The organism is Ureibacillus manganicus DSM 26584 (assembly GCF_000772945.1).
Classification (GTDB): Bacteria; Bacillota; Bacilli; order Bacillales_A; family Planococcaceae; genus Ureibacillus; species Ureibacillus manganicus.
The window spans coordinates 321,318-345,992 of record NZ_JPVN01000001.1 but is presented as its reverse complement, the minus strand read 5'-3'; the positions used below and the strand labels follow the sequence as shown (position 1 = coordinate 345,992).

Sequence of the window (24,675 nt, the reverse complement as noted above, 5' to 3'; positions counted from 1 at the left end):
TGTGAGAGGGGCGAAAATAAGTTAACTTATTTTCCCTCTACTCGATTGTGCGGATGAGGAGGAATAATCGTTGAGATTAAAACTTAATAAAACTAGTAAATTTAAATTGTATAAAGGCATTATTGTAGAACCTCAAATTCGGGATTTTTTTATAGGGCGTATTTGGACTAGAAATCATACACGGTTTCCGGAGGGGAAGATTGAGAAATATATTGAAAAAGGTTATTTCGATACTATAAAAGCTATCTCTATTCAATCAAATTCTGTCGGCCCATTTACGAAAAAGCAGTACAAATGCAATCGTTGCCATAATAGTAATAAACAGAAATTTATCGAGTTTTTTTGTGCAAAATGTGAAAATAAGTGTTTTTATTGTAGGCATTGCATTAATATGGGGAGAATGAGTAGCTGTACGGATTTGATTTTATGGAAGGGGTCATTTGTCAAATCAAAAGGGAATCATGTTTTAGACTGGGAAGGTAAGTTTACTGACTCTCAACAAAAAGCATCCAATGAGTTAATTGAAAGCTTAGGGCAAAATCGTAATCACCTTATTCACGCAGTAACTGGGGCAGGTAAAACCGAAATTTTATTCCCAGCAGTTTACTTCGCACTAAATCGGGGAGACCGTGTGTGTATCGCAACTCCAAGAACCGATGTGGTGCTTGAATTATTGCCAAGATTTCAAAAAGTTTTCCCAAAAACCACGATTCATGCTCTATACGGTGGCTCACCACATCAATCAGGCTACGCGGAGCTCATCATAACAACAACTCACCAACTTTACAGATTCGAAAATGCATTTGATGTTGTCATTGTCGACGAAGCTGATGCTTTCCCATATACATTTGACGAATCGCTACAAAAAGCAGTTATTAAAGCTAGAAAATACAAAGCGCCTACCGTTTTTGTCACCGCCACACCCTCTACGAAAATACTAGCCCAAACTAAAAAAGAAGGATGGGGCGTTTCATTTATTCCAAGAAGATTCCACGGCCAGCCACTACCAGTACCACGATTTGCATCACTGTGGAGTTACAATAAACCTTTTGAAAAAGGGGCAATTCCACCAAAACTACTTCATTGGACAAAACAACGACTGCAATACAAAGAGCCTTTTTTAATCTTTTTCCCAACAATCCAATTAATGAAAACAGCGACACCGTTATTTAAAAAAATTCACCCAAATATTTTAAGCGTTTACGCAGATGATACGGATCGGAAAGAAAAAGTGATGAAACTGCGCAATGAGGAAATCCCTGGCTTACTCACAACCACCATCCTTGAACGAGGAGTTACGATCAAAAATGTACAAGTCGCAGTTGTTGGAACTGAATCAAAAATATTTACAGCTAGTGCACTTATCCAAATTAGCGGACGAGTTGGGCGTAATGTAGATTTCGCAAATGGTGATATAGTCTACTTTCATCACGGGATTACAACAGCAATGGACGAAGCGAAAAATGAAATTTTGAGATTAAATAAAATGGGTTTTGGGAGGGGAGTGGATTGAAGAAGGAAATATATGATTGTTTACTGTGTGGTACACCACTTAATGATAGTGTGACTTGGAAATCGCTATTGGGGAATGAATACCCTAAAACAATTTGTGCGGAATGTGAGAATGAGTTTGAGCCTGTACTCAAAACCGAAAATTCAGCCGATGTAATTTCACTATTTAAATACAACGACAAAATGCAAGATTACCTTCATCGATATAAATTTATGCATGATGTTGTCCTTGCGAAAGTATTTCGTAATCAACTAAGAAAACACTTGTCCAAACGCCAAGAAATCATCGTTCCCATTCCAATTCACGAATTAAAACTTAAAGAACGAACCTTTGCGCACATAGATGAACTATTAATAGCAGCAAATATCCCCTTTAAACATTTCTTAGAAAAACTAACCATTGAAACACAAGCTCAGAAATCCCGTGAAGAACGGATCAACACACCTCAATTATTCAAACTAAAACAAAATGTCAGCGTGAAAAATAAAGATATTATCCTTGTGGACGATATTATTACTACCGGAACTACCATCAAACACGCGCAAAACTTACTATTACAAAAAGGAGGAAGATCAGTAAAGGCATTTACATTAATTAGAGGTTAATCCTTACATGTAAAATTATAAAAATAGTGAACTTCATTTACTTTTTGAAAGTTGGATAGTAGCATTTAACTAAAAATAGATAAAACATATAGAACTGTATTAATTGGGGGAATATAAATGGCTGAATTAAGAAATTGCCCAAGCTGTGGTGAGTTTTTTAACTATATAGGTGTAAGAGACATTTGTCACAAATGTGCTCAACAAGAAGAAGATATGTATCAAATTGTTTACCGTTTTCTTAGAAAACGTGAAAATAGGGCTGCAACAGTTGAGCGTATTGTTGAAGCGACTGGTGTAAAAGAAGAAATGCTTTACACTTGGGTTCGTAAAGGACGTTTGCATCCTGCAGTTTTCCCAAATTTAGGCTATCCATGTGATAATTGTGGTCGCCTTACAAATCAAGGAAAGCTTTGTGAAAATTGTACTTCTGAGTTAAAATCTGATTTAAGAACATTTGAAGCTGCAAAAGAATTCAGGGAAGAAATTAAGAATCGTGAAAAAGGGACATATTTATCTGAAAGGAATTGATACAAGCTTACATTTTGGCACTATACTATCAATGTTTTTATGTATTGAAAGTAATTCAAGCCAAAATGTAAGTTTTTTTGTTCACTTTACCTTTTAAGATTGTTTTTTTGAATTTGTTATTAACATTTTTGTGAACTTACCGAAATAATAAGTAACAATGATTATGAAAGGAGGGGTAATTGTGAAAATTACTTCTTATGGCGTTAATAATATTAATCCTTACAATAAACAACAGCAAAAAATTAAATCTGCTAGTGCAAATACACCTTTCGCAGACAAAATTGAAATTTCATCTGCAGCTAAAGAAATGCAAGTCAATTCAACAGTAAATACAGAGCGAGCTGAAAAAGTATCAGCAATCAAACAACAAATCGAATCTGGTGAATATAAAGTTGATGCACGTAAAGTAGCTGAAGATTTGTTGAAATATTACCGTAAATAATACAAAAGGAGTTCAAACCAATGTCAGTACAACCAATCGTAGAGATTCTAGAAAAACTTGAAAAAGTGCATAAAAGTTTGCTTGAACTGGCCCTGAAAAAAACGGAAGTTGTTAAAAAGGGTGACATGGTTGAACTTTACCAAATATTAAAAAACGAACAATCCCATGTAGCGGCTATCGAAACAATCGAAAAACAGCGTCAAGTTATGGTAACGGATTACCTAAAATCGAAAGGAATCGATTTCTCTGACATCCCTACTGTTGCTGATGTTATCGATGTTGCTAATTCCGAAAATGAACGTGAACAATTGCAACAAGTACGATCTCGCTTAGTGCAAGTCGTTGATGAACTTAAAAGTCAGAACGAGTTAAATCAAAAACTTATTTTTCAATCATTGCAATTTGTTAATATGTCGCTTGAACTGGTACGCCCACCTGAAACACAAATAAATTACACAGGTAAAGAAGTAAAAGGGCCAAATGTACAACCGAAAAAATCAATTTTTGATTCGCAAGCATAAGAAGTAAAGTGTGTGTGGAGTAATCCTCCACACTAAATTTTTGATTTAAAGGAGGAGACGACTAATGCGCTCCACATTTATGGGTTTAGAAGCAAGCAAGCGCGGACTATTCACACAGCAAAGCGCTTTATATACAACAGGGCATAATATTAGTAATGCGAATACAGTTGGCTACTCACGTCAAAAAGTAAATATGGAACCTACATTAGGATATCCTGGGGTAGGTTTAGATACTCCAAAAACAGCTGGATTTATCGGTACAGGAGTCCAAGCTTCTGCAGTTCAACGTGTTCGAGATGATTTTGTTGATAAACAATTTAGACAAGAGACAAATAAGCTTGGTTATTGGGAAGCAAGATCGCATAACATTACACAAATGGAAGATATTTTAAATGAACCTTCAGATTATGGGTTAGCAAAATCAATGAACGAGTTTTGGAATTCTCTACAAGATTTAAACGTGAATCCAGAAGATGGTGGAGCACGTGCTGTAGTAGTACAAAGAGCTATAGCAGTGGCTGATTCTTTTCACTATATGTCCAACTCAATTAATCAACTAAAAGAAAATGCCGGAGAAGAAATTGGGATATTATTAAAGGATACAAATTCAATACTCGAACAAATTGCTAGTCTCAACCAACAAATTATCGCTGTAGAACCAAATGGTTACATGCCAAATGACTTATACGATGCTCGTGATAATTTAATAGATCAACTATCAACATATTTTCCTGTTGAAATTGAACAAGTAAAATCTGGTGGTAATTCGTTAGCTATTGCTGAAGGATCATTAACGGTTTCATTAAAATTAACAAATGGTAAAACGATAAAACTTGTAGATGGAAAAAACTATGCACAACTTAGGAATTCTGGACTTGATACAGAAACAGATGGAATTACCCCAAACGGTGCGGTTACTGGATTACATATAGTAAAAGTTAATGAAGATAAAACAGAAACATTTTTAAGTAACGATTGGAGTACAACCGAACAAACTATAAATAACATTAGTAGTTTCAGCGCATTAGGAAAATATAAAGGTCTTGTAGAATCATATGGATACAAATCTGGTATTGACGCAAATGGACTTCCCATTGAAAGAGGACTACTCCCACAAATGCTTTCAAACTTGAATCTAATGGCACAGGAGTTTGCAAGTGAGTTTAATAGAGTGCATAAATTGGGAACCGATTTAAGTGGAAATACTGGTGAAAACTTTTTCGTGGAAAATGGTGCGGTTAACCCAAATGATAATGAAGCAGTAGATGGTATTACTGCTGGTAATATTTATGTTTCTTCACGCCTAATTAATGATCAAAATTTAATCGCTGCTTCTGATTCACAAGAAATAGAAGAATCTTTAGGTGTATTTATTCCTAATCCGGAACCTGGGAACGGTAAAAATGCCTTAAATCTTGCAAATGTTAAATTCACTAAGATTGATGCACTAGAGGATGTAAGTGTGCAAACATATTTTGAAGGATTAATTGGTCAACTTGGTGTAGATGGTCAACAAGCTTATCGATTACAATACAACGCTCAAACTCTTCAACAAGCAGTTACTGAACGCCGTGCATCCATAAGTTCAGTTTCTCTTGATGAAGAAATGACAAATATGATTACATTCCAGCAAGCCTATAATGCAAATGCCCGAATGATTACTGTAATCGACGAAACATTAGATAAAATCATAAACGGCTTGGGTCGAGTTGGATTATAGTAGGAGGTAACAACAATGCGTGTCACACAATCAATGCTTTCGGGAAATATGCTTAAAAATCTATCAAACAGCTACTCTAAGTTGGGTAAAATCCAAGAGCAAATCAATACTGGAAAAAAAGTTACTCGCCCTTCTGATGATCCAGTTGTTGCTATGAAAGGTATTGGGTACCGAACACAATTAAATAATGTTGAACAATTCTCTCGAAATATTGGTGAAGCGTATAATTGGTTAGATACAACAGATGATACTTTCGATAAAATCGGTTCAACATTACAACGTGCTAATGAATTAATGGTTCAGGTATCAAGTGATACTAATACAAAAGAAGACCGCGAAAAAATTAATAGTGAATTACAACAGTTAAGACAACATGTACAAAATTTATCTAATACAAAAATAGGAAATCGATATATATTTAGTGGTACGAAAACAACTACCCCACCTTTTAATACAGATACAAAGAAATATGAAACTGGTTCTGATCCAGCAACAACTGATGAAGCATTCGAAAAATCAATTGAAATTGAAGTGTTTGATGGTATTAAGCTAAAAGTAAACACGACACCAATTGAATTATTTAATGAGATTGATCGTACATTCCAACAAATAAACTCAGATATTACTGCTGGCAAAACTGGTAAAGATCTTTCACAGCATCTGCAAACAATTTCTAATAATATGGATGAATTAATAAAAACTAGAGCTGATATTGGCGCTCGGCAAAACCGTGTCGAATTAATGGATGCACGTCTCCAATCACAAGAGATTATTGCAACCAAACGAATGTCTGAAAATGAAGACATTGACTATGAAAAAGCAATTACGGAAATGATTACTCAAGAATCAATACACCGGGCAGCCCTTTCTGTAGGTGGACGAATTATTCAACCAACATTAGTTGATTTTCTAAGATAATGAAAAGCGTTTGGACTAGTCTCCAAACGCTTTCTTTAAAGGGGGAGAAAAGATGAATTTCCCAAAACTTCAAATTCAAACAACTAAAGCACAAATTGGCCTAAACATACAACAACCTATTCAAAAAATAGAACAACCTAAAGCAGACCTTGACCTTCAACAGCCAAAAGCAAAACTAACCATTGAAACATCAAAATCAAAGTTGACTATTGATTCTTTTCAAGCAAGAGAAGATTTAGAGATGAAAAATACTCGTAGTAGGACTGCTGAAATTACCCAAAAAGCAATGCAAGAGTCATTAGAAGGAGTTGCTAGGCGTGCCCAGGAAGGCAATGATCTCATGCGTATTGAAAATGGGGGAAATCCCATTGTTGAACATGCCAAACGTTGGGGTCAACAAACGTACACTAGTTTAGGAATTAAGTTTACGCCACAAGCTGGTAGTGTAAAGATTAACTTCGATCCAGCGAAATTAGATATTAATGTGGAACCACAAAAAGTAATTAACAATACCAAGATCAATAAACCAATACATCAATATACACCAGGCTCAGTAGATGTGGAAATGCTACAAAAGCCGTCTATAAAAATTGATTGGATCATCTAACCTTTAATTAAAAGGAGTTAAAAATATGAAAATCAAAACAGCATATATGGGTGAAATAGAGATCAATCCAAAGGAAATGATTTGGTTTGAACATGGAATCCCAGGCTTTGAGGAAGAAAAGAATTTTGTTTCTTTGCCCATTGAAGAAAATAGTGTATTCCAAATACTACAATCGACACGAACAGAAGGTCTAGCTTTTATAATAACAAGCCCGTACGCTTTAACAGAGAATTATAATTTTGAGTTAGATGAAGCGACACTTCACTCCTTAAATATTCAAAACGAAAACGAAGTAGCTGTATTTGCAATAGTATCATTAAAAGATACGCTCTCTGATTCAACAGTGAATTTAAAAGCCCCAATTGTATTAAATACCAATAATAGAAAAGCAAAACAAGTCATTTTAGACAATGAAGACTACGCAATCCGACATAAAATTTCTTTTGAAAGTGTAAAGGGGTGAGTATATGTTAGTACTCTCTCGTAAAGTTGGTGAAACGATTTGGATTGGGGAAGACGTAGAGATTTTTATTTCAGAAGTAAAAGGGGAACAGGTGAAGATTGGCATTAGAGCTCCGAGAAATATAGAAGTCGTTCGCGGTGAACTTAGACAAGATGTATCAGCTTCCAATATAGAAGCAATAGTAAAGAATATCGAACTATTAAAAAATACAAAAAAATAGTCGAAATTTCACAAAAAAATTTTAAAAACTATTAAACTAATTCGAGTCAATCCGATATTAAATATGTAAGCAAGAAAATAGAGAACGGCCGACTCGAATTTCTTGTACATACACAAAATGCTCACAAGGATGTGAGCAGTAAATTCCAAGGAGGAACTAATAATGAGAATTAATCACAATATTGCTGCTCTTAACACTTACCGTCAGTTAACTGCTGGTAATGCAGGACAAGCAAAATCAATGGAAAAATTATCTTCAGGTCTACGTATTAACCGTGCAGGTGATGATGCTGCAGGTCTAGCAATCTCTGAAAAAATGCGTTCACAAATCCGTGGTCTAGATATGGCTTCTCGTAACTCGCAAGATGCTATCTCTTTAATCCAAACAGCAGAAGGTGCGTTAAACGAAACTCACTCTATCCTACAACGTATGCGTGAGCTTGCAAACCAAGCAGCCAACGGTACAAATGAATTAGAAGACCGTCAATATCTTCAAGAAGAAATGAACCAATTAACTTCTGAAATTAACCGTATCGGTAATACAACAGAATTTAATAAAAAGTCATTATTAAATGGTAATATTTCTGATAAAGCTGGGGTTGTGAATTTAAATACTACTGATAACCCATTTGCAGCAGGTACAACAACAGTATCAAATGTTTCATTAGATAATAAGTCAAGTCTAGAAGCAGGAAACTATAGTGTAGTAATTGCCGATACTGTAACACAGTCTACTGCTAATGAAAACTATGCTTCAACAGGCATTTCTAACATTGATGCTGCATCTACAACAGGATTAAATGAAGGCTCTTATAAAATTGATGTTTCTTTAACTCAAACAAAATCATTAGATAGCGATTCTAGTACAATTGAAGATACTGTAGGTTCAGTTACGGTTGCAAACACAGCTTCAACGGGAACTACTACTGTTGATGTTCAACGTTTAGATTCTGTTACTTCTTTTGTAAATGGTGGAAATACAGGTATTACTGCTGTAGCAATAGCTGATGATGCAGGTGTAGATGGATCATATTCTATTAAATCTACAGCGGTAGCTGGAAGCACTTCAGCCGGTACAGCAAATGCTAACTATATTAGTGGTGTGCAATTTAGTGACACAGCTTCTGTTGCTGCAGGCAATGGATTTACTGTTGAATTTGCTGAAGTTGGAACATCAGGTGTATTCACTGCGCAATTTAAAGATGCACTTGGAGTCAATATTGGTGATGCTGTAACATTGGATAACAATGTACAAACATATGAGGTATTTAGTGGTGGTACAGCAACTGGTATTTCTTTTACAACAGTTGCTGGTGTTAATACTGCTATGGATGGAGCTAATGAGTCTGGTTCTAATACCTTTGATGTTGACACTAAACTCGAACTATTTAAAGGTGCTACTTCACAAGGTAGTGTAACAGTAGATGCGACAGATGTAACAGGAACTGCGACAATTACTGATGCAAACGGTGTTGATTTTACCCTTGATATTGGAAATGGAAATACTTTAATTACAGGAAAAACAACAGATTTTGATATTCAAAATGATATTAATGTATCGGTGAATGGCGGTGCATATAATGCTGCATCACTTGGGGATACAATAAATGCAGCTACTGGTGTACAAGTTACATTAAGTAATAATCTTGCGGATTACACTGCTGGTACTGGTAATGAAGAAAGTTCAACAATTGTAGTTGAAAATGCTGATGTATATACGGCTGAACTCCAAGATAGTAATGGAGACGCAGTATCTGGTGTAGGAACAATTAACCTTGCATCAAACGGATCATATAATTTCGGTAATGGAATTTCATTTACAACGGGTGCGGATCCAATTGCTGTTGGAACTGCAACATTTGATGTGGTTGATAACGCAACAACAGGAGCCGAGCTAAAGCTTGGAGCAACTACTATAGCAAGCAAAACTGACATTTCGGCTGATATTACTGCAGGTAGTATAGACTGGGGTAATGGATTGACTATGGATATAGCTGATGCTACAAATGGTACTGCAACATTTGAAGTTGAAGGCGGAGTAAACGATCAATCATTACTAATGCAGATTGGTGCTAACAATGGTCAAACATTTGCAGTAAATATTAATGATATGCGTTCTGATGCATTAGGAATCAGTTCTAAAGATAATACTGAAGCTATAAAAAACAGTAATGGTGAGGCTATTGCTGGTGCTAAGTGGACATCAACTACAGCAGCGACAAATGGTACAAGTAATACAACTGAAGAGTATTCTCTAGATATTACTTCATCTGAATCTGCTACAGCAGCAATTGAGGTTTTAGATGGGGCAATCAAATCAGTATCTTCAGAGCGTTCTAAACTTGGTGCATTCCAAAACCGTTTAGAGCACACAATTAATAACTTAGGTACTGCTAGTGAAAACTTAACAGCTGCTGAATCTCGTGTACGTGACGTAGATATGGCAAAAGAAATGATGGAACAAACTAAAAACTCTATCCTTTCTCAAGCTGCTCAAGCTATGTTGGCTCAAGCAAACCAACAACCACAAGGAGTACTTCAATTATTACGTTAATAATTACAATATTAGAGGCTCTAGCAATGCTAGGGTCTCTTTTTTAACAGTAAAAGGTTGTTCAATAGGAGGTGACCCATGGACAAAGATCAACAGGAGCATAAAAAATTTCTAGAAGAACAGGTTGAATGGGGTAGACAGAGAGACGCTATCTTAGAACAGATAGAGAACAAGCTATATGAGATGAAAGAACTTGCAGAGTATGCTCGTGACAATGAACTTACGCCAATTGAGCGTAGCAGGTTGCAAGAGCAAATGAATACATTAAATCAGGGAGTACATTCCTTAGAGCAGCAGCTACAATCCGAAGTCAATTAGGATTGGGGATGTTGCTTTTTTTAAGGAAAACAAAGAAAATCAATTGTGCCCCGAAAGTACACTTATATTACAATTCCCCCTGTTGCACACCGAATCTAAAGTTACAAAAATACATAATCAGTAACAACAAAACAAGAACATCAGATGTTCAAGAATCAAGTGACAAAGCCTCTACTTCAATCATCGGAGTAGGGTCGATTTTAATTTTAGGAGGAATTCACATGGAAAAGCAACAACCTGTAAAACCTGTAGCATTAGGTGAAGTTAGTGAGGAGAAAATATTGATGTACAAGAATCGTCGTATTTGTTCAGCTCATAATGCTTATTTATTAATCAAGGAATTTCTAGGTGACGTGGATCGAGAGCACTCTATGGTAATATGCCTGGATACGAGGAATCAACAAACATGCATCTAGATTGCCCACATTTGAGGATAAAATAGTTTCATAATTCACCACTACCTATTGAAAAGTAGGGGCTATTTATTGAAAGAAATTACTCCACTTTCATTCAAAAAGTAAACTATTAAAATAATCAACCGATAATAATAACAAGATACTTTTTGTTTGGAGGATAGATTTATGCGTATAGATTCTCATAGCCATACAATAGATAAAGTAGCTTCAAATAATAAACTAGAAAATGTAAATCAAGATTATGCTGTAAAACAGGATAGGGTTGAAGAACACCTACCAAATTTTACAGAAAATAAACAAGAACAGTCTAGCGAAAAATTACAAAAAGCAGTTGATTCGGTAAATGAGTTCTTTAAAATTAACAACAGTGAGCTAAAATTTATTTACCATGAGGGATTAGAACAATATTTTGTACAACTTGTAAATTCTGAAACTGAAGAAGTTGTAAGAGAAATTCCTCCAAAAAAATTATTAGATGTATTTTATGAGATGCAAAGATTAGCAGGAATGATTATAGATAAAAAGATATAGGAATTGGGTGATTCAAAGATGACAATGCGAATTGGCGGATTAGCCTCTGGTATGGATATCGATAGTTTAGTAGAAAAGTTATTGGTTGCTGAACGTGCACCTTTAGATAAACTAGAACAGAAAAAACAAACCTATGAATGGCAACGAGATGCATATCGAGAAATTAATACAAAATTAAAAACCTTTGATACGTATATTGCCGATAATTTTATATTAAAAAGTATGAATCCGAAAACCGTAACATCGTCAAATTCAGATTATTTAACTGCTGTTGCTACAAGCGCAGCTTCAGGAACGCTATCAATTGAAGGAGTATCCCAACTTGCAACAGCAGCACGTGCAGTTGGATCTCAAGTAAATTTAACGAATACTTCAAAAGTTAGTGATTTAACGGGGACAGGATTTATTGAATTAAAAGCACTTCAAAGTAATGGTAAGATGGCGGATACTGCAACAAAAATTGAAATTACAGAAGATATGACTGTGGATCAGTTTGTTAGCAAAGTGAACTCAAGTAAAGCTGGAGTTACAATGGTTTTTGAAAATGGTCGATTTTCAATTACGGCTAAAAATACGGGGGACAATAAAGAAGGTAGAGAAATTGAGATTGTAGCTAGCAATGATGCAATCTTAACTAAACTCGGATTTTCAACTGATGCTGAAGGGCTTGTTCAATCTATAGATGGAACAAATGCAGTCTTTCAGGTAAATGGTATTGCAACGGAGAGATCTACGAACAGTTTTACTATCTCGGGCTACAGTGTTACTTTAAAAGAGAAATTTAATATTAAAAGTACTTTTGCTGAAAAATATAAAGCAGCATTAAAAGAGATGGAACTTGCTACAGAAGATAAAACTGCAAAAAATATTGTACTTAATGGCTCAACAGATTCTGAACCTCCAATAGTAGGTGAGAAGGATAAATATTTTGGTGGTAATGACACTTCCAAAAGTTATGCACAAGACCATGACTACGCATATTTAGCAGCTTTTGGGGTAAGTCCCACATACGCAACCTTAAATCTATCCCAACAGGAAACTTATAACATTTGGAAAAACCTTTCTGATTCAGAAAAAAAGTTTTTTGACGAACTAGGCGATGGATTATCTGTTAATGCTATTAAAACAGCGATTAACGAAAGTAGCTTAGAAAATAAAGAAAATTTATTAACTATTACGGATAACAACTTATTAAGTCTCTCGAATCAATCGGAGATCGCAATTTATAAAGAACAGGCGAAATACGAAGAATATAAAAACAAATTGAAGGATTTCACGAAGTTATCAGATTTCACCTATGATAGTAATAAAGATATTGATACAATTCGTAATGAGATTAGCGGTTTTACTGGTTTTAATGATGATTTGAAAAATGCATTAAAATCATATGATAAAGAAGAGTTAGACCATTTATTTAGTAACTTATCTACCTATAAGGCAAAAGCAAGTGCTGATGATTTAAAAACGAAGTATAACTCTCTTAAAGATAAACTAACTTACGATTCAAACACTGATACGGTCACAGTTGGTGAATTAGGAGATAAGCAAAGTCTATGGGATAATATTTCAACCACACAACAAGATGCATTTAAAAAATTAGCAAAACAAGATCAACTTCATAAAAATTACACTGAAGCAAAAGAGGATTATGAAGCTGCAATTGCACGCGAAACGAATGCTAAATATGCGTTGGATACAGCAGAAAAAGATGCACAAGAAGCAGGAATTTTAAATCCTGACAAAACGATTAATCAAACGAATGTTAATGCAGAAACTAAAGTAAATACAGTACAACTTACATCTAATAGCAATGTCAATGAAATTATTGATAAAATTAAAGAATTTGTAAAAACTTACAACGGTTTAATTACAGATTTAAAAAATAAAACAAGTGAAACAAAATATCGTGATTTTAAACCATTAACATCCCTTCAACGTAAAGAAATGGAAGAAAAAGAGATTGAACTTTGGGAGGAAAAAGCGAAAAGTGGTATGTTGCGCGGTGATGCCATTATTCAAAATGGTCTTTCTTCATTGAGAAGTTTAATCTATGAATCAAATCCTGCTGTCTCCAATTCGAAATTTAACACATTATTCAATATTGGGATTACGACTTCACGGGATTATAGGTCGGGTGGAACTTTAGAAATCGACGAGTTTAAATTACAAAAAGCTCTTGAAGAAGATCCCGATGCAGTAACTCAGTTGTTTACATTAAGCGGTGAAAAAGAAGCTGAATTTACTATTAATAATGAAACTAAAAAAATTAATACAAACGGCATATTACGTAAAATTCGTACAACGATTGATACCATTGAGAATAATATCGATGAACGAGCTGGTAAAGCTACTTGGAATGAAACTCAGTTTACACTTGGAAATTACTTGCGCGATGTCAATAAGCGTATTGACTCTTTTGAGGATAAATTAGTTGATATTGAAAATCGCTATTGGAGACAGTTCTCCGCAATGGAAACGATGATTAGCAAGGCGAATAATCAATCGACTATGTTAATGAATCAATTTTATTAATTTGATTGGAGTTGACATCAATGGATCATGAGCAACAGTTCCTGCAACTTTCAGCGAAGCTATTTCAGTTATTAGAAAAGGTTCCAAAGGGAGAAGAAAGGGACACGTTTTTACAAGAACTTGATCGTCAGCTGGATCAACGTGGGAAAGTATTAGCTTTATTACAAGATGAAGGATTCAAAATAAATCCTGAAAACAAAGTTCACGCCATATTCATAGAGTTAGACAGAGGAATTCGTGAACGATTGGAAACAGTCATGCAAGAAGTAAAATCAGATATGAAAACCCTACAAACTGCAAAGAAAAAGGAAAAACAATATATTAATCCCTATTCATCTGTTCGAGTGATGGATGGCAAATATTACGATAAGAAAAAATAATCTCTACTATCTAAAAAAGGAGTGTTAACATTGGTAACAAACAATGCAGCATTTAATGCATATCAACAAAATAGTGTTACAACCGCTTCTCCAGGTGAATTGACATTAATGTTATACAACGGTTGTTTAAAGTTTTTGACTAAAGCGAAAATGGCGATTGACGCAAATGATATTCAAGAAAAAAACACAAACATTCAAAAAGCTCAAGCCATTATCCATGAATTGATGGTTACGTTAAAAACAGATCAAGAAGTTGGTCAACAAATGCTTTCGTTATATGACTATATGAATCGACGTCTAATGGAGGCAAATATCAATAACAATAAAGAAATTATCGATGAAGTAATTGGTCTTACAACTGAGTTCCGCGACACTTGGAAGCAAGTCATTCAAATTACACGACAACAACAATTTAGTAATGCACAACAAATTTAATAGTAACTACCGGCTCTGCATGAAAGAAATTTCCTGCAGAGCTTTTTATTATATTTCCCTATAATTATTCAATAAACCGAAGATACCCAATCTCAACACAAGACATATTCAGATAATCCAAAAATACTCAAATTTTCATATCACCAAACACAAATAATCCCCTTAATATTTTTTACAAATCCTTGAACATCCTTAATAAATTCACTTCACAAACCAATGATTTTATTCGACTTTCCCAAACGTAAGGAAGATAATAATAGTAAGAAGTAACTAATAAGTATAGGAGGAAACTCCATGCAATTTAAAAGGCAAGAAGGCTTTCGGTTCGTGTTTAATGAACCAATTGAAGCCAGTTTCGTCTTTATAGATAAGGATGAACAAGCCAATGATAAAATCATTAATATTAGTCATCCTTGTAAAATTCTCGATTTAAGTCCTCGAGGTATAAAAATATATACGAATGTCGAAATTGGGGAAAGTAAAAGTAAGCCATTACAATTAGAAGTCCAATTCGTTCTCGATGTGACAAATATTCGTGTCATAGGTGAGGTCGTTTGGTCAAAACGATTTGGACAAGGTAAACAGTTAGGGGTTCAAATTGTTGACCAGCCAGACATAGTGGATTTAATCATTAACGAGATGAAGCAGCGTAGAAAAAAAGAGGTATTTGCAAAGAAATATAAATAATTGGACTCCAAATCGTATATATGATTAACTTTGTTGAGTCTTTTATATCAATCTCAGGTGATGCGAAATTTGTTGCTAGATAATGAAAGATTTCGACAGGAATGGCAGGATATTCTTCACACTATGTAGAATATATTTACTAAGGGTTAACTTCATTCACATAGTTTTTACAATGATGAATGTTGTTAGCTTAAGACGAAGATACTACTATCAGTATAGTTTAACTATCACTGAATGCAGTTATAGCCACTGGCGGATGCCACAGGTTTGATCGAGCGTGCTCGAAAAAATCTAGGAAGTAAAAAAAGCCAAGGCGCAATTGACTAAAAGGAGGAGTTTACATGATTAAATTTAACATTCGTGGTGAAAACATTGAGGTAACTCCAGCAATACGCGAGTATGTTGAGAACAAAATTGAAAAAATTGAGCGTTATTTTGGCGAAGATTTTGAAGCCAAAGCCAATGTCAATCTGAAAGTTTACAACGACAAGCAAACAAAAGTGGAAGTCACTATCCCAATGAAAAACGTAACACTCCGTGCAGAAGAACGTCATAATGACATGTATGCAGCAGTTGACCTAATCGTCGATAAATTAGAACGACAAATTCGTAAACACAAAACAAAGGTAAACCGTAAGTTCCGTGAACGTGAAGGTGTAGGGATCTTCTACGCAGCGAATGGAACAGCTCCAGAAACAACAACTGACGAAGAAGAATTCACAATCGTTCGAACAAAACAATTTAGCCTTAAACCTATGGACGATGAAGAAGCAATTCTTCAAATGAACTTACTTGGCCATGATTTCTACATCTACACAGATGCAGAATCAAACGGTACAAACATCGTTTATAAACGTAAAGATGGTAAATACGGTTTAATTGAAACTCAATAACAGCCTTTCCAGCCTCGATTTAGGAAAATTTCCTCCTAAATCGAGGTTTTTATGTGCTCATTTTCCTCCTTTTATCCAAATAGTTACAATTATTCGGGATAATATATTGAAGATATTCTTTTTTATGCTAGTATTAATTTATGGAAATTTAACGAATTTAACAAAAGAATATAGTACAATTATTGTATCTATCAAAATCAAAATTAATTTTTATTTTTATAATACGAATCGGAGTTGTTGAAATGAGTCAAAAAGTTAGAAAAGCGGTTATTCCAGCAGCAGGCTTAGGTACACGTTTCCTACCTGTTACAAAAGCACAACCAAAAGAAATGTTACCAATCGTGGACAAGCCAACGATTCAATATATCGTAGAAGAAGCTGTTCAATCTGGGATCGAGGATATCATCATTATTAGTGGTCGTAATAAACGCGCTATTGAAGACCATTTCGATAAAACGTATGAGCTTGAAGAATTACTTGCGAAAAAAGGTAAGTGGGATGATCTTAAGGAAATTCAAGATATTACGAACCTTGCCAACATCCACTATATCCGTCAAAAAGAGCAAAAAGGTTTAGGAGATGCGATCTACTGTGCACATCGTTTCATCGGGGACGAGCCATTTGCCGTTCTTTTAGGAGATATTGTGTTAAATGCAGAAACTCCTGCACTAGAGCAATTAATTAAAACATATGAAAAAGAACAAGCGTCTGTTATTGGTGTTCAAGAAGTACCGATGAGTGCTGTTCATCAATATGGTGTTATCAATCCAGCAAACGGCATTGAAAAAGGAAAACCGATTGAGGTAAAAGGATTTGTTGAAAAACCAAAAGCAGAAGATGCACCTTCTAACCTGGCTATTATGGGTCGTTATGTATTAACGCCAAATATTTTCAAAGCGTTAGAAGCGACAAGACCAGGTGTTGGTGGAGAAATTCAGTTAACAGATGCGATTGAATTATTAAATCATAGTGAACGTATTGTTGCACAAGATGTTATTGGAAAGCTTTACGATATTGGAAGTAAATTCGGTTTTATCCAAGCGACACTTGAATTTGCATTAGAGCGCGAAGATTTACAAGATCGATTACGCCAATACTTGCGTACATTTATTCAAGAGGAATTGTAGAATTTTTAGGCAGGGCCCCTCAAAAGGTTTTATTTTTAGGGTGGCCCTTTATTTTTCTGAACCTAGGGGACTCGTAACTTATTTGCGAGATTTAATGTGCCAAGAGCCAAGGTAAATATTGTTATTGAAACATATTTGCCTATCCTTTATAAATATAATAGTTAATAGTATTAAAAATATAGCGCTTGCTTGAGGTCGTTTGAGCAAGCATTTTTTAGGAGTAGAATCATGCTAAAATTTGATTATCCAAATAACACTGGACAGTTTGATATGGTTGTAGTTCCAGATATGAAGCATTATATAGATTGCCGAGTGGAAGAACTATTTGCAATTCAACAAGTGGCAGAGGAGATTCAAGAACATGCCGATGTCTTGCTTGTCATCGGGGTAGGGGGTTCTTTCCTTGGGGCTCGAGCTGTTATTGATGCGTTAACACCTTATTTCCGTACAAATAACGGTGTAGAGATCATATACGCAGGAAATAACATGAGCGGTGCTTACTTAAAACAACTTATTTCGTATTTAGAGAATAAAAGTGTTTATGTAAATGTTGTATCAAAGTCAGGTTCTACGATGGAGCCAGCCCTTGCATTCCGTATCATAAAAGAATATATGGAAAATCGCTACGGATCTGAAGCTAGTGAGCGTATTTTAGTAACAACAGATGCACATAAAGGGATTTTGAAACAAATTGCAGAACAATGTGGATATCGTCAGTTTGTAATTCCTTCAGAGGTAGGAGGACGCTATTCTGTGTTTACACCTGCTGGATTATTACCAATTGCAGCGAGCGGTATTGACATTCAAGCATTTGTAGAAGGGGCTAAGCGTGCTGAAAGTGACTTGGACAATGAAGATGTAGAGTCAAACGCTGCCTATCAATATGCTTTAGCTCGTTTTGACCTTTACAACCAAGGATATTCGCTTGAGCTACTTGCATCCTTTGAGCCACGTTTAATAAAGCTCCATGAATGGTGGAAGCAATTATTTGGCGAAAGCGAAGGGAAAGAGCATAAAGGCCTTTATCCAACAACGGTATCGTTTTCAACTGATTTACATGCGATTGGTCAATTCATCCAAGAAGGAAGTCGTATTCTCTTTGAAACATTAATTCATTTTGATGAAATCGAAGAAGATATTGAAGTTCCGTTTATGTTAAATGATGCGGATGGACTAAATTATTTAGCTGGCCGCTCGATGAACGAAATCAATGCAACTTCTAAAGATGGTGTCGTCCTTGCTCACGAAGAAGGCGGAGTACCAGTAATGAAGATTTGCATACCGAAGCTTGATGCTTATCATGTTGGCTATTTAATGTTCTTCTTTATGAAGGCTTGTGTAATAAGTGCGAACTTATTAGAAGTGAATCCATTTGACCAACCAGGCGTAGAAGCATATAAGAAGAAAATGTTAGAGTTATTAAAAGAAAATGTGGTGAATATTCATGAGTAGTACCTATACAAAATGGCTTGAGCGTGCAGATGCTATATATAAATCAGAACTTGAATCCATATTAGATCGAACAGCAGATATTGAAGATCGCTTTTACCAGACAGTACCTTTTGGGACTGGTGGTATGCGCGGTCTTCTTGGTGCTGGAACAAACCGTATGAATTACCATACGATTCGTTTAGTCGCTGAAGGGCTTGCTAGACAAATCGAAGGTCAAGGCGACGTAGCGAAAGCTCGTGGTGTTGTCATTGCTTATGATACACGTCATTTTTCTCAAGAGTTTGCCTATGAAACAGCTGGAGTTTTAGCGCGACATGGTATTCAGGTATACATATTTACTGAAAGTCGCCCAACGCCTGAGTTATCTTTCGCAGTACGTTATTTACATGCTATTGCAGGTGTAGTTATTACAGCGAGTCACAATCCAAAAGAATATAATGGGTTTAAAGTATACGGAGAAGACGGTGCGCAGTTAACTCCTGAATTTGCGGACGAAATTGTTTCTCATATGGAAGCAGTGGATGATATTTTTGAGATCCGTTCAATGTCGAAGGATGAGCTACTAGCTTCCGGATATTGCACGGAAATTCTTGAAAAAATCGATGACGCTTATAACTTGGCGTTAATGTCATTGATGCAACGTAAAGACATAGAGAAGAATTTAAGTATTGTGTATACACCTTTACACGGATCAGGGCTTGTACCGACTGTTCGTGGACTGCGTGAATCAGGTTTTACAAACATTCACACTGTGGAAGAACAAGCTGTACAAGATGGTGCGTTTCCAACTGTTTCCTATCCAAATCCAGAAGAAAAAGCTGCATTTGAAATGGCGATTGAAGTAGGTGGACGCGTTGGGGCAGAGTTGCTTCTTGCAACGGACCCAGATGCAGATCGTCTTGGGGTTGCGGTGAAGGATGGAGAAGGGTATAAATTATTAACGGGCAATCAGCTTGGCGCAATGATTCTTCATTATTTATTATCTACGAAAAAAGAAAATGGAACGTTACCTGAGAATGGTGCAATGGTGAAAACTATCGTTACTTCTGAAATGGGTGCTGCAATTGCAGAGTCATTTGGCGTTAAGACGATTAATACGTTAACAGGCTTCAAATTTATTGCAGAACAAATGGCACACTTTGAGAAAACAGGTGAGCATACATTCCTATTTGGGTATGAAGAAAGTTATGGCTATTTAGCAGGAGATTTTGTTCGTGATAAAGATGCAGTGCAAATTGCTTTATTGACCGCTGAAATGGCTGCATATTATAAAAATGAAGGCAAATCACTGTTGCAAGTACTTGATGCTTTATACGCTCAGTATGGCCAATATACAGAAAGACTGATTTCCTTGAAGTTTGACGGAATGGAAGGCCAACAAAAGATTGGTGCCATCATGTCCAACTTACGTGCATCTGCGCCAAATGAGTTTGCTGGTTTAAAAGTTTCGCGAATTGAGGATTATAAAACAGGAATTGCTACTTTAGCTGATGGAACAGAGGAAACGATTGAGTTACCAAATTCGAATGTGTTGAAGTTCATTCTTGAAGATGGTTCTTGGATTTGTGCCCGTCCATCAGGAACTGAACCAAAATGTAAGTTCTATATGGGATTGGTTAATCAAGAAGATTCAGTTATTGATCAAATCGAAAAAGAGATTTTGAAGTTTGCAAATTAATAGAAGGTACCAGGGGCTAATTAGTTAGAACCTGGTACTTTTTTTCCTTTTCTAAAATTCACATTTACTAAATAAATACTCACACCAACTAGGATCATTCCGATGAACAATTTAAATGTAATAGCTTCTCCTAAGAATAGTGCACTGACTAACACTGAAATGATCGGTACTAAGAAGGTAAATGCTCCTACTTTACTTGCTTCGCCTTCATTCATTAACTTATAGTAAATAAATTGTGCAATCGGCATACCTAATGTCGAACCCCAGATTAAAGTGAGTATGAGATCTGTATTCCAAACGATGTCATTCACTTTTTCAGTAAACCCACCAGCAATTAATAAAGTTGCTCCCCCAATAAGCAACTGCATGACAACCATCCAGTAGGCATCGATTCTCAATTTATTTTTCTTAACATAGACAACTCCAATCGCCCAACTCAATGCGGTAGCGAGGGCGAGTAAAACACCGATTACAGATAAGTGAATTGTTAAACCATCCACACTAACAAAAATTATTCCTATAAAACCAAGAATAAGCCCGAGAATTTTTAATAAAGTCATATTTTCTTTTAGAAACCAAAAAGAAAGTAAGCCGAGTAGCACTGGTTGAAAATAAACGAGTACAGAGAAGAGTCCCCCAGGTAGAAAGTTTAGGCCAACTGTCTGAATTCCTAAATAGAATGTAATATTCAGCGTGGCTGATAGTATATAAAACTGCCAATTTTCTTTTAGTTTGAGCAGATGTCTTCGATTTAAAATGAATATTAAGAGTATTAGGCCGCCTACAAATGCGCGGAATCCTGCAAATAGAAATGGTGGCATATAGGGGACTGCATTCTTATAGATGGGCCAACTCACACCCCATACGACGATTAAAAAAATAAGTAAACTATATGTGGTTAACTTACTACTGCCTTCATTTCCCACAACAACCCTTCTCTCCATAAGAGATCTTCCTCTAATATATGGACATTCGCCTTGTAGGGTGCCTGTGCAAGAGTTCTTCAGTTCAGAGGAAGGCCGAAATGTCCGATAAAAGTGTAGATTTGTCCGATAAGATGAAAAAAGTGTCCGATAATTCTCCCAAACTGTCCGATAAAATTAGGAAAGTGTCCGATTAACTCCAGACACACCAAAAATTTCGAAAAATATGTAAAGCCTACTTGACATTCACCGTAAATGTAAAGTACACTTTACGTAAAGTTGACTTTACATTTTAATGAGGGGTGAGAAGGTGCAGAATCGCATTAGGGATTTACGAACGATTTTTGATTTAACTCAAGATGAACTCGCAGAAAAGTTGGAAGTCTCAAGACAAACTATAAGTTCGCTTGAAAAGGGAAGATATAATCCGTCCATAATGCTTGCTTACAAGATTGCTAAAGTGTTTCAGTGTCGAATTGAAGATGTATTTATTTTCGAAGGGGAGGAAAAGTAAATGGATTTTGAAAATATTTGGGTGCAGATTGTTTTCTGGAGTATTTTAGCGGTCATTGTGTTAAGTGCATTTCTTATTCCACGTCAGATTATGAAAAAGAAAAAGCAACATGATGAGCGATTTGTCTATAACGATCACATTGGCCGTTCTTATGGTTGGATTGGTTCGTTAGTAGTGATCTTTATTTGCTGGTTTTTATCGCTTGCTGTATTCCACGATTTACTAGCATTTTGGTTAATTTCTGCAATCTATTGTTCGCATATGATGTTCTATGCGATTGGTTCTGCCATAGCAAATAATCGAAATTAAGGTGTTGAAGAATCCGTTTGAAATTCACAATTTCACAATGGATTCTTTTATTTGATTATAAATTTTACTGATTTTACTAAGCATTACTTATTTACATACAAGAGTTACAAAGTAGAAATAGATTCGGTGCTTTCACGACCATACATACAAAGAAGTGGGCGAAGACGGGAGAAAATCGCAACGGTTGGGAGGTGGAGCTGGGAAATTATTGAACTCAGTTCTTTTTTAATTCATTGTAAAATTTTTCATGTATTCTTCTAAAAAAATACACAGTAATATAAATAGTGATAACTATTTTGCTAATATTTGTCTTACAAAAAACTATAAAATAAAATATTTCGTTACCGAATTTACATAACATTATTTAATTGGAAGGAATTCACACATGAAACAAACATCAAGATGGTTTACCATTAAAAATTTAAAACCAAAACTAATAATATCTTTTGCCCTCATATTAATAATTCCTTCTCTCCTTATAGGAACAAGTTCGTTTTTTGCTGCAAAAAAAGCGGTTCAAAACGAATTTTACTCTGCTATTGAGAATAATCTTAATATCCTAAATCTCGCAATCGACACCGCGATTGAACCGAAATTAAATGATGCAAGCCAAATAGCAAATTCGTTTAGTGAAAGCGAACTGCAAGATAGGGATTTAGTGGAGAATATTTTAAAACATTATATCGATTTGCACCCTGAAGCCGAAGCGATTTATATGGCGCGACCTGATGGTTCATTAATTATTTATCCGCATGTTGAACTAGGATCAGATTTTGATGCAGGAGAAAGAAGTTGGTACCAAGATGCAATGGCTCAAAAAGGGCAGTCACTAATTTCGGATCCGTATGTATCAGCAGCGACTAATGAAGTAACGGTTACTATAGCCCATAGTAATGGTATAGGGGTAGTCGGAATTGATTTGAAAATGGGTTATCTTCAAGAACTGACGAACCAAATAACTATTGGAAATGAAGGGTACGCTCTTTTATTAGACCAAAATAGAAATTATATTTCACATCCAGTGAACAAAGCTGGTTCTGAGGCAACTGAATCTTTCTATCAAACGTTATTTACTGATACTTCTGGAACGTTTGAATATGATTTAGATGGAAAACATAAAATAATGGGCTACACAACCAATGAGTTAACAGGATGGAAAGTTGCAGGAAATATGTATACAGAAGAAATAAATGAAGCAGCTTCTCCAATATTGGATTCTATGTTATTCATTCTAGTTATTGCTACTGGAATAGGTGCTATTCTGATCTTCTTTATCATCCGCTCAATTGTTAGACCGATTAAAGATTTAAAAGAAAAAGCAGTTAAGGTTAGTAATGGGGACTTAACCGAAACAATCCACGTGAAAACAAATGATGAAATTGGTCAGTTAGGTGAGGCTTTTATTAGTATGCAAAATAACTTGAAATCGCTGTTAAGTAATATTGAACAGAATGCAGAACAAGTTGCTGCTTCAGCTGAGCAGTTATCCGCAAGTACAGAGGAAACGAGTGCATCGACAGAACAGGTTGCTACATCTATTCAACAAGTTTCTGTGAGCGCTGAAAAACAAAAAGATGATGCAGAAGTAAGTGTTAGATCCTTAGCTGAAATTTCAAACGGTGCACAGCGCATTTCGCAAGCTTCAAATAAAGTGACAGAATTATCTTCTGAAGCAACGAAGCAAGCTGAAGAAGGCGGAAAGTCAGTTGGAAATATTGTTAATAAAATGCAATCCATTCAACAACTAGTCACAGAATCTAATAAGATTATTCAATCGTTAACTGATCGCTCTAAACAGATAGATTCTATATTGAAAATTATTACAGGGATTGCAGAACAAACAAATTTACTATCACTGAATGCATCTATAGAAGCAGCAAGAGCAGGGGAACATGGCAAAGGGTTCGCCGTAGTGGCGGATGAAGTGAAAAAATTAGCTGAACAATCCCGAGCGTCTGCAACGGATATCCGAGAAATTATTTATGCTATTCAAGATGACACTGATAATACCTATGAAATTATGACCCGTGTAACAAAAGGGGTAGAAGAAGGAGTAGAGATTTCTAATGAAGCGGTGATTAAGTTCCATCAAATCTTAGAAAGTCTGAATACAGTTACTCCTCAAATGCAAGAAGTTTCTATTACGACTAAACAGGTTTCTCATTCAATCCAAAAAACAATTGTAGTTGTGAACGAACAAGCCATTTTGGCACAAGAAAATGCTGCAATTTCTGAACAAGTTGCCGCTTCTGCGGAACAACAGTTGGCAGCTGTAGAAGAAATGTCTGCTATGGCACAGTCTTTAACAGAAATGGCTGAAGATCTACGCATGTTAATTTCTAAGTTTAAATACTAAGCAATAAAAACACCTTCGAGGAAATTATCGAAGG

26 protein-coding genes are annotated in these 24,675 nt (G+C 35.5%); 25 read left to right on the top strand and 1 reads right to left on the bottom strand.

From position 1 onward, the window contains the following. The first annotated feature begins 70 nt into the window (after window positions 1-70). From CD29_RS01650 to CD29_RS01545, 22 genes are all read left to right on the top strand, one after another. Window positions 71-1,513: a DEAD/DEAH box helicase gene (locus CD29_RS01650; protein ID WP_081976104.1), complete on the top strand. Its 1,443-nt coding sequence runs from the start codon at window positions 71-73 to the stop codon at window positions 1,511-1,513. Next, the gene (locus tag CD29_RS01645; RefSeq protein ID WP_036182098.1) at window positions 1,510-2,118 is read left to right on the top strand and encodes a ComF family protein; all 609 of its coding nucleotides are present in this window, start codon (window positions 1,510-1,512) and stop codon (window positions 2,116-2,118) included. Before CD29_RS01650 ends, CD29_RS01645 begins: the two co-directional genes overlap by 4 nt. A 117-nt stretch (window positions 2,119-2,235) precedes the next feature. Beyond that, on the top strand, window positions 2,236-2,646 hold the full coding sequence (locus tag CD29_RS01640) for a TIGR03826 family flagellar region protein (RefSeq protein ID WP_036182096.1): 411 nt from the start codon (window positions 2,236-2,238) through the stop codon (window positions 2,644-2,646). A gap of 181 nt (window positions 2,647-2,827) precedes the next feature. Then, the gene (gene flgM, locus CD29_RS01635) at window positions 2,828-3,088 is read left to right on the top strand and encodes a flagellar biosynthesis anti-sigma factor FlgM (RefSeq protein WP_036182092.1); all 261 of its coding nucleotides are present in this window, start codon (window positions 2,828-2,830) and stop codon (window positions 3,086-3,088) included. 20 nt (window positions 3,089-3,108) lie between these two features. Continuing rightward, window positions 3,109-3,609, top strand: coding sequence for a flagellar protein FlgN (locus CD29_RS01630; protein WP_036182090.1), 501 nt, complete (start codon window positions 3,109-3,111; stop codon window positions 3,607-3,609). Between the two features lie 64 nt (window positions 3,610-3,673). Continuing rightward, entirely contained in the window at window positions 3,674-5,329 is a 1,656-nt protein-coding gene (gene flgK, locus CD29_RS01625; protein ID WP_036182088.1) for a flagellar hook-associated protein FlgK, read from the top strand. A 15-nt stretch (window positions 5,330-5,344) separates the two neighbouring features. Next, complete coding sequence (gene flgL, locus CD29_RS01620; RefSeq protein ID WP_036182087.1) at window positions 5,345-6,247, top strand: flagellar hook-associated protein FlgL; 903 nt, start codon at window positions 5,345-5,347, stop codon at window positions 6,245-6,247. Between the two features lie 52 nt (window positions 6,248-6,299). Continuing rightward, window positions 6,300-6,854: a DUF6470 family protein gene (locus tag CD29_RS01615; protein WP_036182086.1), complete on the top strand. Its 555-nt coding sequence runs from the start codon at window positions 6,300-6,302 to the stop codon at window positions 6,852-6,854. A gap of 25 nt (window positions 6,855-6,879) precedes the next feature. Continuing rightward, window positions 6,880-7,317 carry a flagellar assembly protein FliW gene (gene fliW, locus CD29_RS01610; RefSeq protein WP_036182085.1) on the top strand — a complete coding sequence of 146 codons (438 nt, stop codon included), beginning with the start codon at window positions 6,880-6,882 and terminating at the stop codon, window positions 7,315-7,317. A 4-nt stretch (window positions 7,318-7,321) separates the two neighbouring features. After that, a complete protein-coding gene (gene csrA, locus CD29_RS01605) occupies window positions 7,322-7,537 on the top strand; it encodes a carbon storage regulator CsrA (protein ID WP_036182084.1) in 216 nt (71 codons plus the stop codon). A 162-nt stretch (window positions 7,538-7,699) separates the two neighbouring features. Further along, on the top strand, window positions 7,700-10,090 hold the full coding sequence (locus CD29_RS20850) for a flagellin N-terminal helical domain-containing protein (protein WP_036182081.1): 2,391 nt from the start codon (window positions 7,700-7,702) through the stop codon (window positions 10,088-10,090). 78 nt (window positions 10,091-10,168) lie between these two features. Continuing rightward, complete coding sequence (locus CD29_RS01595; RefSeq protein WP_036182080.1) at window positions 10,169-10,408, top strand: hypothetical protein; 240 nt, start codon at window positions 10,169-10,171, stop codon at window positions 10,406-10,408. 221 nt (window positions 10,409-10,629) lie between these two features. Continuing rightward, a complete protein-coding gene (locus CD29_RS01590; protein ID WP_052123942.1) occupies window positions 10,630-10,824 on the top strand; it encodes an MPN domain-containing protein in 195 nt (64 codons plus the stop codon). A gap of 165 nt (window positions 10,825-10,989) precedes the next feature. Continuing rightward, the gene (locus tag CD29_RS19865) at window positions 10,990-11,355 is read left to right on the top strand and encodes a flagellar protein FlaG (RefSeq protein ID WP_036182079.1); all 366 of its coding nucleotides are present in this window, start codon (window positions 10,990-10,992) and stop codon (window positions 11,353-11,355) included. Between the two features lie 18 nt (window positions 11,356-11,373). After that, on the top strand, window positions 11,374-13,887 hold the full coding sequence (gene fliD / locus CD29_RS01580; protein WP_036182077.1) for a flagellar filament capping protein FliD: 2,514 nt from the start codon (window positions 11,374-11,376) through the stop codon (window positions 13,885-13,887). A 20-nt stretch (window positions 13,888-13,907) separates the two neighbouring features. Continuing rightward, on the top strand, window positions 13,908-14,267 hold the full coding sequence (locus CD29_RS01575; RefSeq protein ID WP_036182076.1) for a hypothetical protein: 360 nt from the start codon (window positions 13,908-13,910) through the stop codon (window positions 14,265-14,267). A 30-nt stretch (window positions 14,268-14,297) separates the two neighbouring features. Beyond that, window positions 14,298-14,702 carry a flagellar export chaperone FliS gene (fliS, locus tag CD29_RS01570; RefSeq protein WP_036182074.1) on the top strand — a complete coding sequence of 135 codons (405 nt, stop codon included), beginning with the start codon at window positions 14,298-14,300 and terminating at the stop codon, window positions 14,700-14,702. A 294-nt stretch (window positions 14,703-14,996) separates the two neighbouring features. Next, window positions 14,997-15,389, top strand: a complete 393-nt coding sequence (locus CD29_RS01565; protein WP_036182072.1) for a PilZ domain-containing protein — start codon at window positions 14,997-14,999, stop codon at window positions 15,387-15,389. Between the two features lie 341 nt (window positions 15,390-15,730). After that, window positions 15,731-16,282: a ribosome hibernation-promoting factor, HPF/YfiA family gene (hpf, locus tag CD29_RS01560; protein ID WP_036182071.1), complete on the top strand. Its 552-nt coding sequence runs from the start codon at window positions 15,731-15,733 to the stop codon at window positions 16,280-16,282. A gap of 242 nt (window positions 16,283-16,524) precedes the next feature. Then, window positions 16,525-17,409: a UTP--glucose-1-phosphate uridylyltransferase GalU gene (gene galU, locus CD29_RS01555; RefSeq protein ID WP_036182069.1), complete on the top strand. Its 885-nt coding sequence runs from the start codon at window positions 16,525-16,527 to the stop codon at window positions 17,407-17,409. A gap of 228 nt (window positions 17,410-17,637) precedes the next feature. After that, window positions 17,638-18,861, top strand: coding sequence for a glucose-6-phosphate isomerase (locus CD29_RS01550; protein WP_052123941.1), 1,224 nt, complete (start codon window positions 17,638-17,640; stop codon window positions 18,859-18,861). Further along, window positions 18,854-20,539 carry a phospho-sugar mutase gene (locus CD29_RS01545; RefSeq protein ID WP_036182067.1) on the top strand — a complete coding sequence of 562 codons (1,686 nt, stop codon included), beginning with the start codon at window positions 18,854-18,856 and terminating at the stop codon, window positions 20,537-20,539. The genes CD29_RS01550 and CD29_RS01545 overlap by 8 nt, the downstream gene beginning before the upstream one ends. A gap of 20 nt (window positions 20,540-20,559) precedes the next feature. Here CD29_RS01545 and CD29_RS01540 read toward each other — a convergent pair whose 3' ends face one another. Beyond that, the gene (locus CD29_RS01540; protein ID WP_052123940.1) at window positions 20,560-21,483 is read right to left on the bottom strand and encodes a DMT family transporter; all 924 of its coding nucleotides are present in this window, start codon (window positions 21,481-21,483) and stop codon (window positions 20,560-20,562) included. 274 nt (window positions 21,484-21,757) lie between these two features. Between CD29_RS01540 and CD29_RS01535 the strand changes: the two genes are divergently transcribed. From CD29_RS01535 to CD29_RS01525, 3 genes are all read left to right on the top strand, one after another. After that, on the top strand, window positions 21,758-21,976 hold the full coding sequence (locus CD29_RS01535) for a helix-turn-helix transcriptional regulator (protein ID WP_235801752.1): 219 nt from the start codon (window positions 21,758-21,760) through the stop codon (window positions 21,974-21,976). Next, window positions 21,977-22,285: a hypothetical protein gene (locus CD29_RS01530; RefSeq protein WP_036182063.1), complete on the top strand. Its 309-nt coding sequence runs from the start codon at window positions 21,977-21,979 to the stop codon at window positions 22,283-22,285. It abuts the gene before it with no gap. Window positions 22,286-22,670: 385 nt separating this feature from the next. Beyond that, window positions 22,671-24,641 (top strand): methyl-accepting chemotaxis protein, encoded by a 1,971-nt coding sequence (locus CD29_RS01525; RefSeq protein ID WP_036182061.1) that lies wholly within the window; start codon window positions 22,671-22,673, stop codon window positions 24,639-24,641. Window positions 24,642-24,675: the final 34 nt, after the last annotated feature.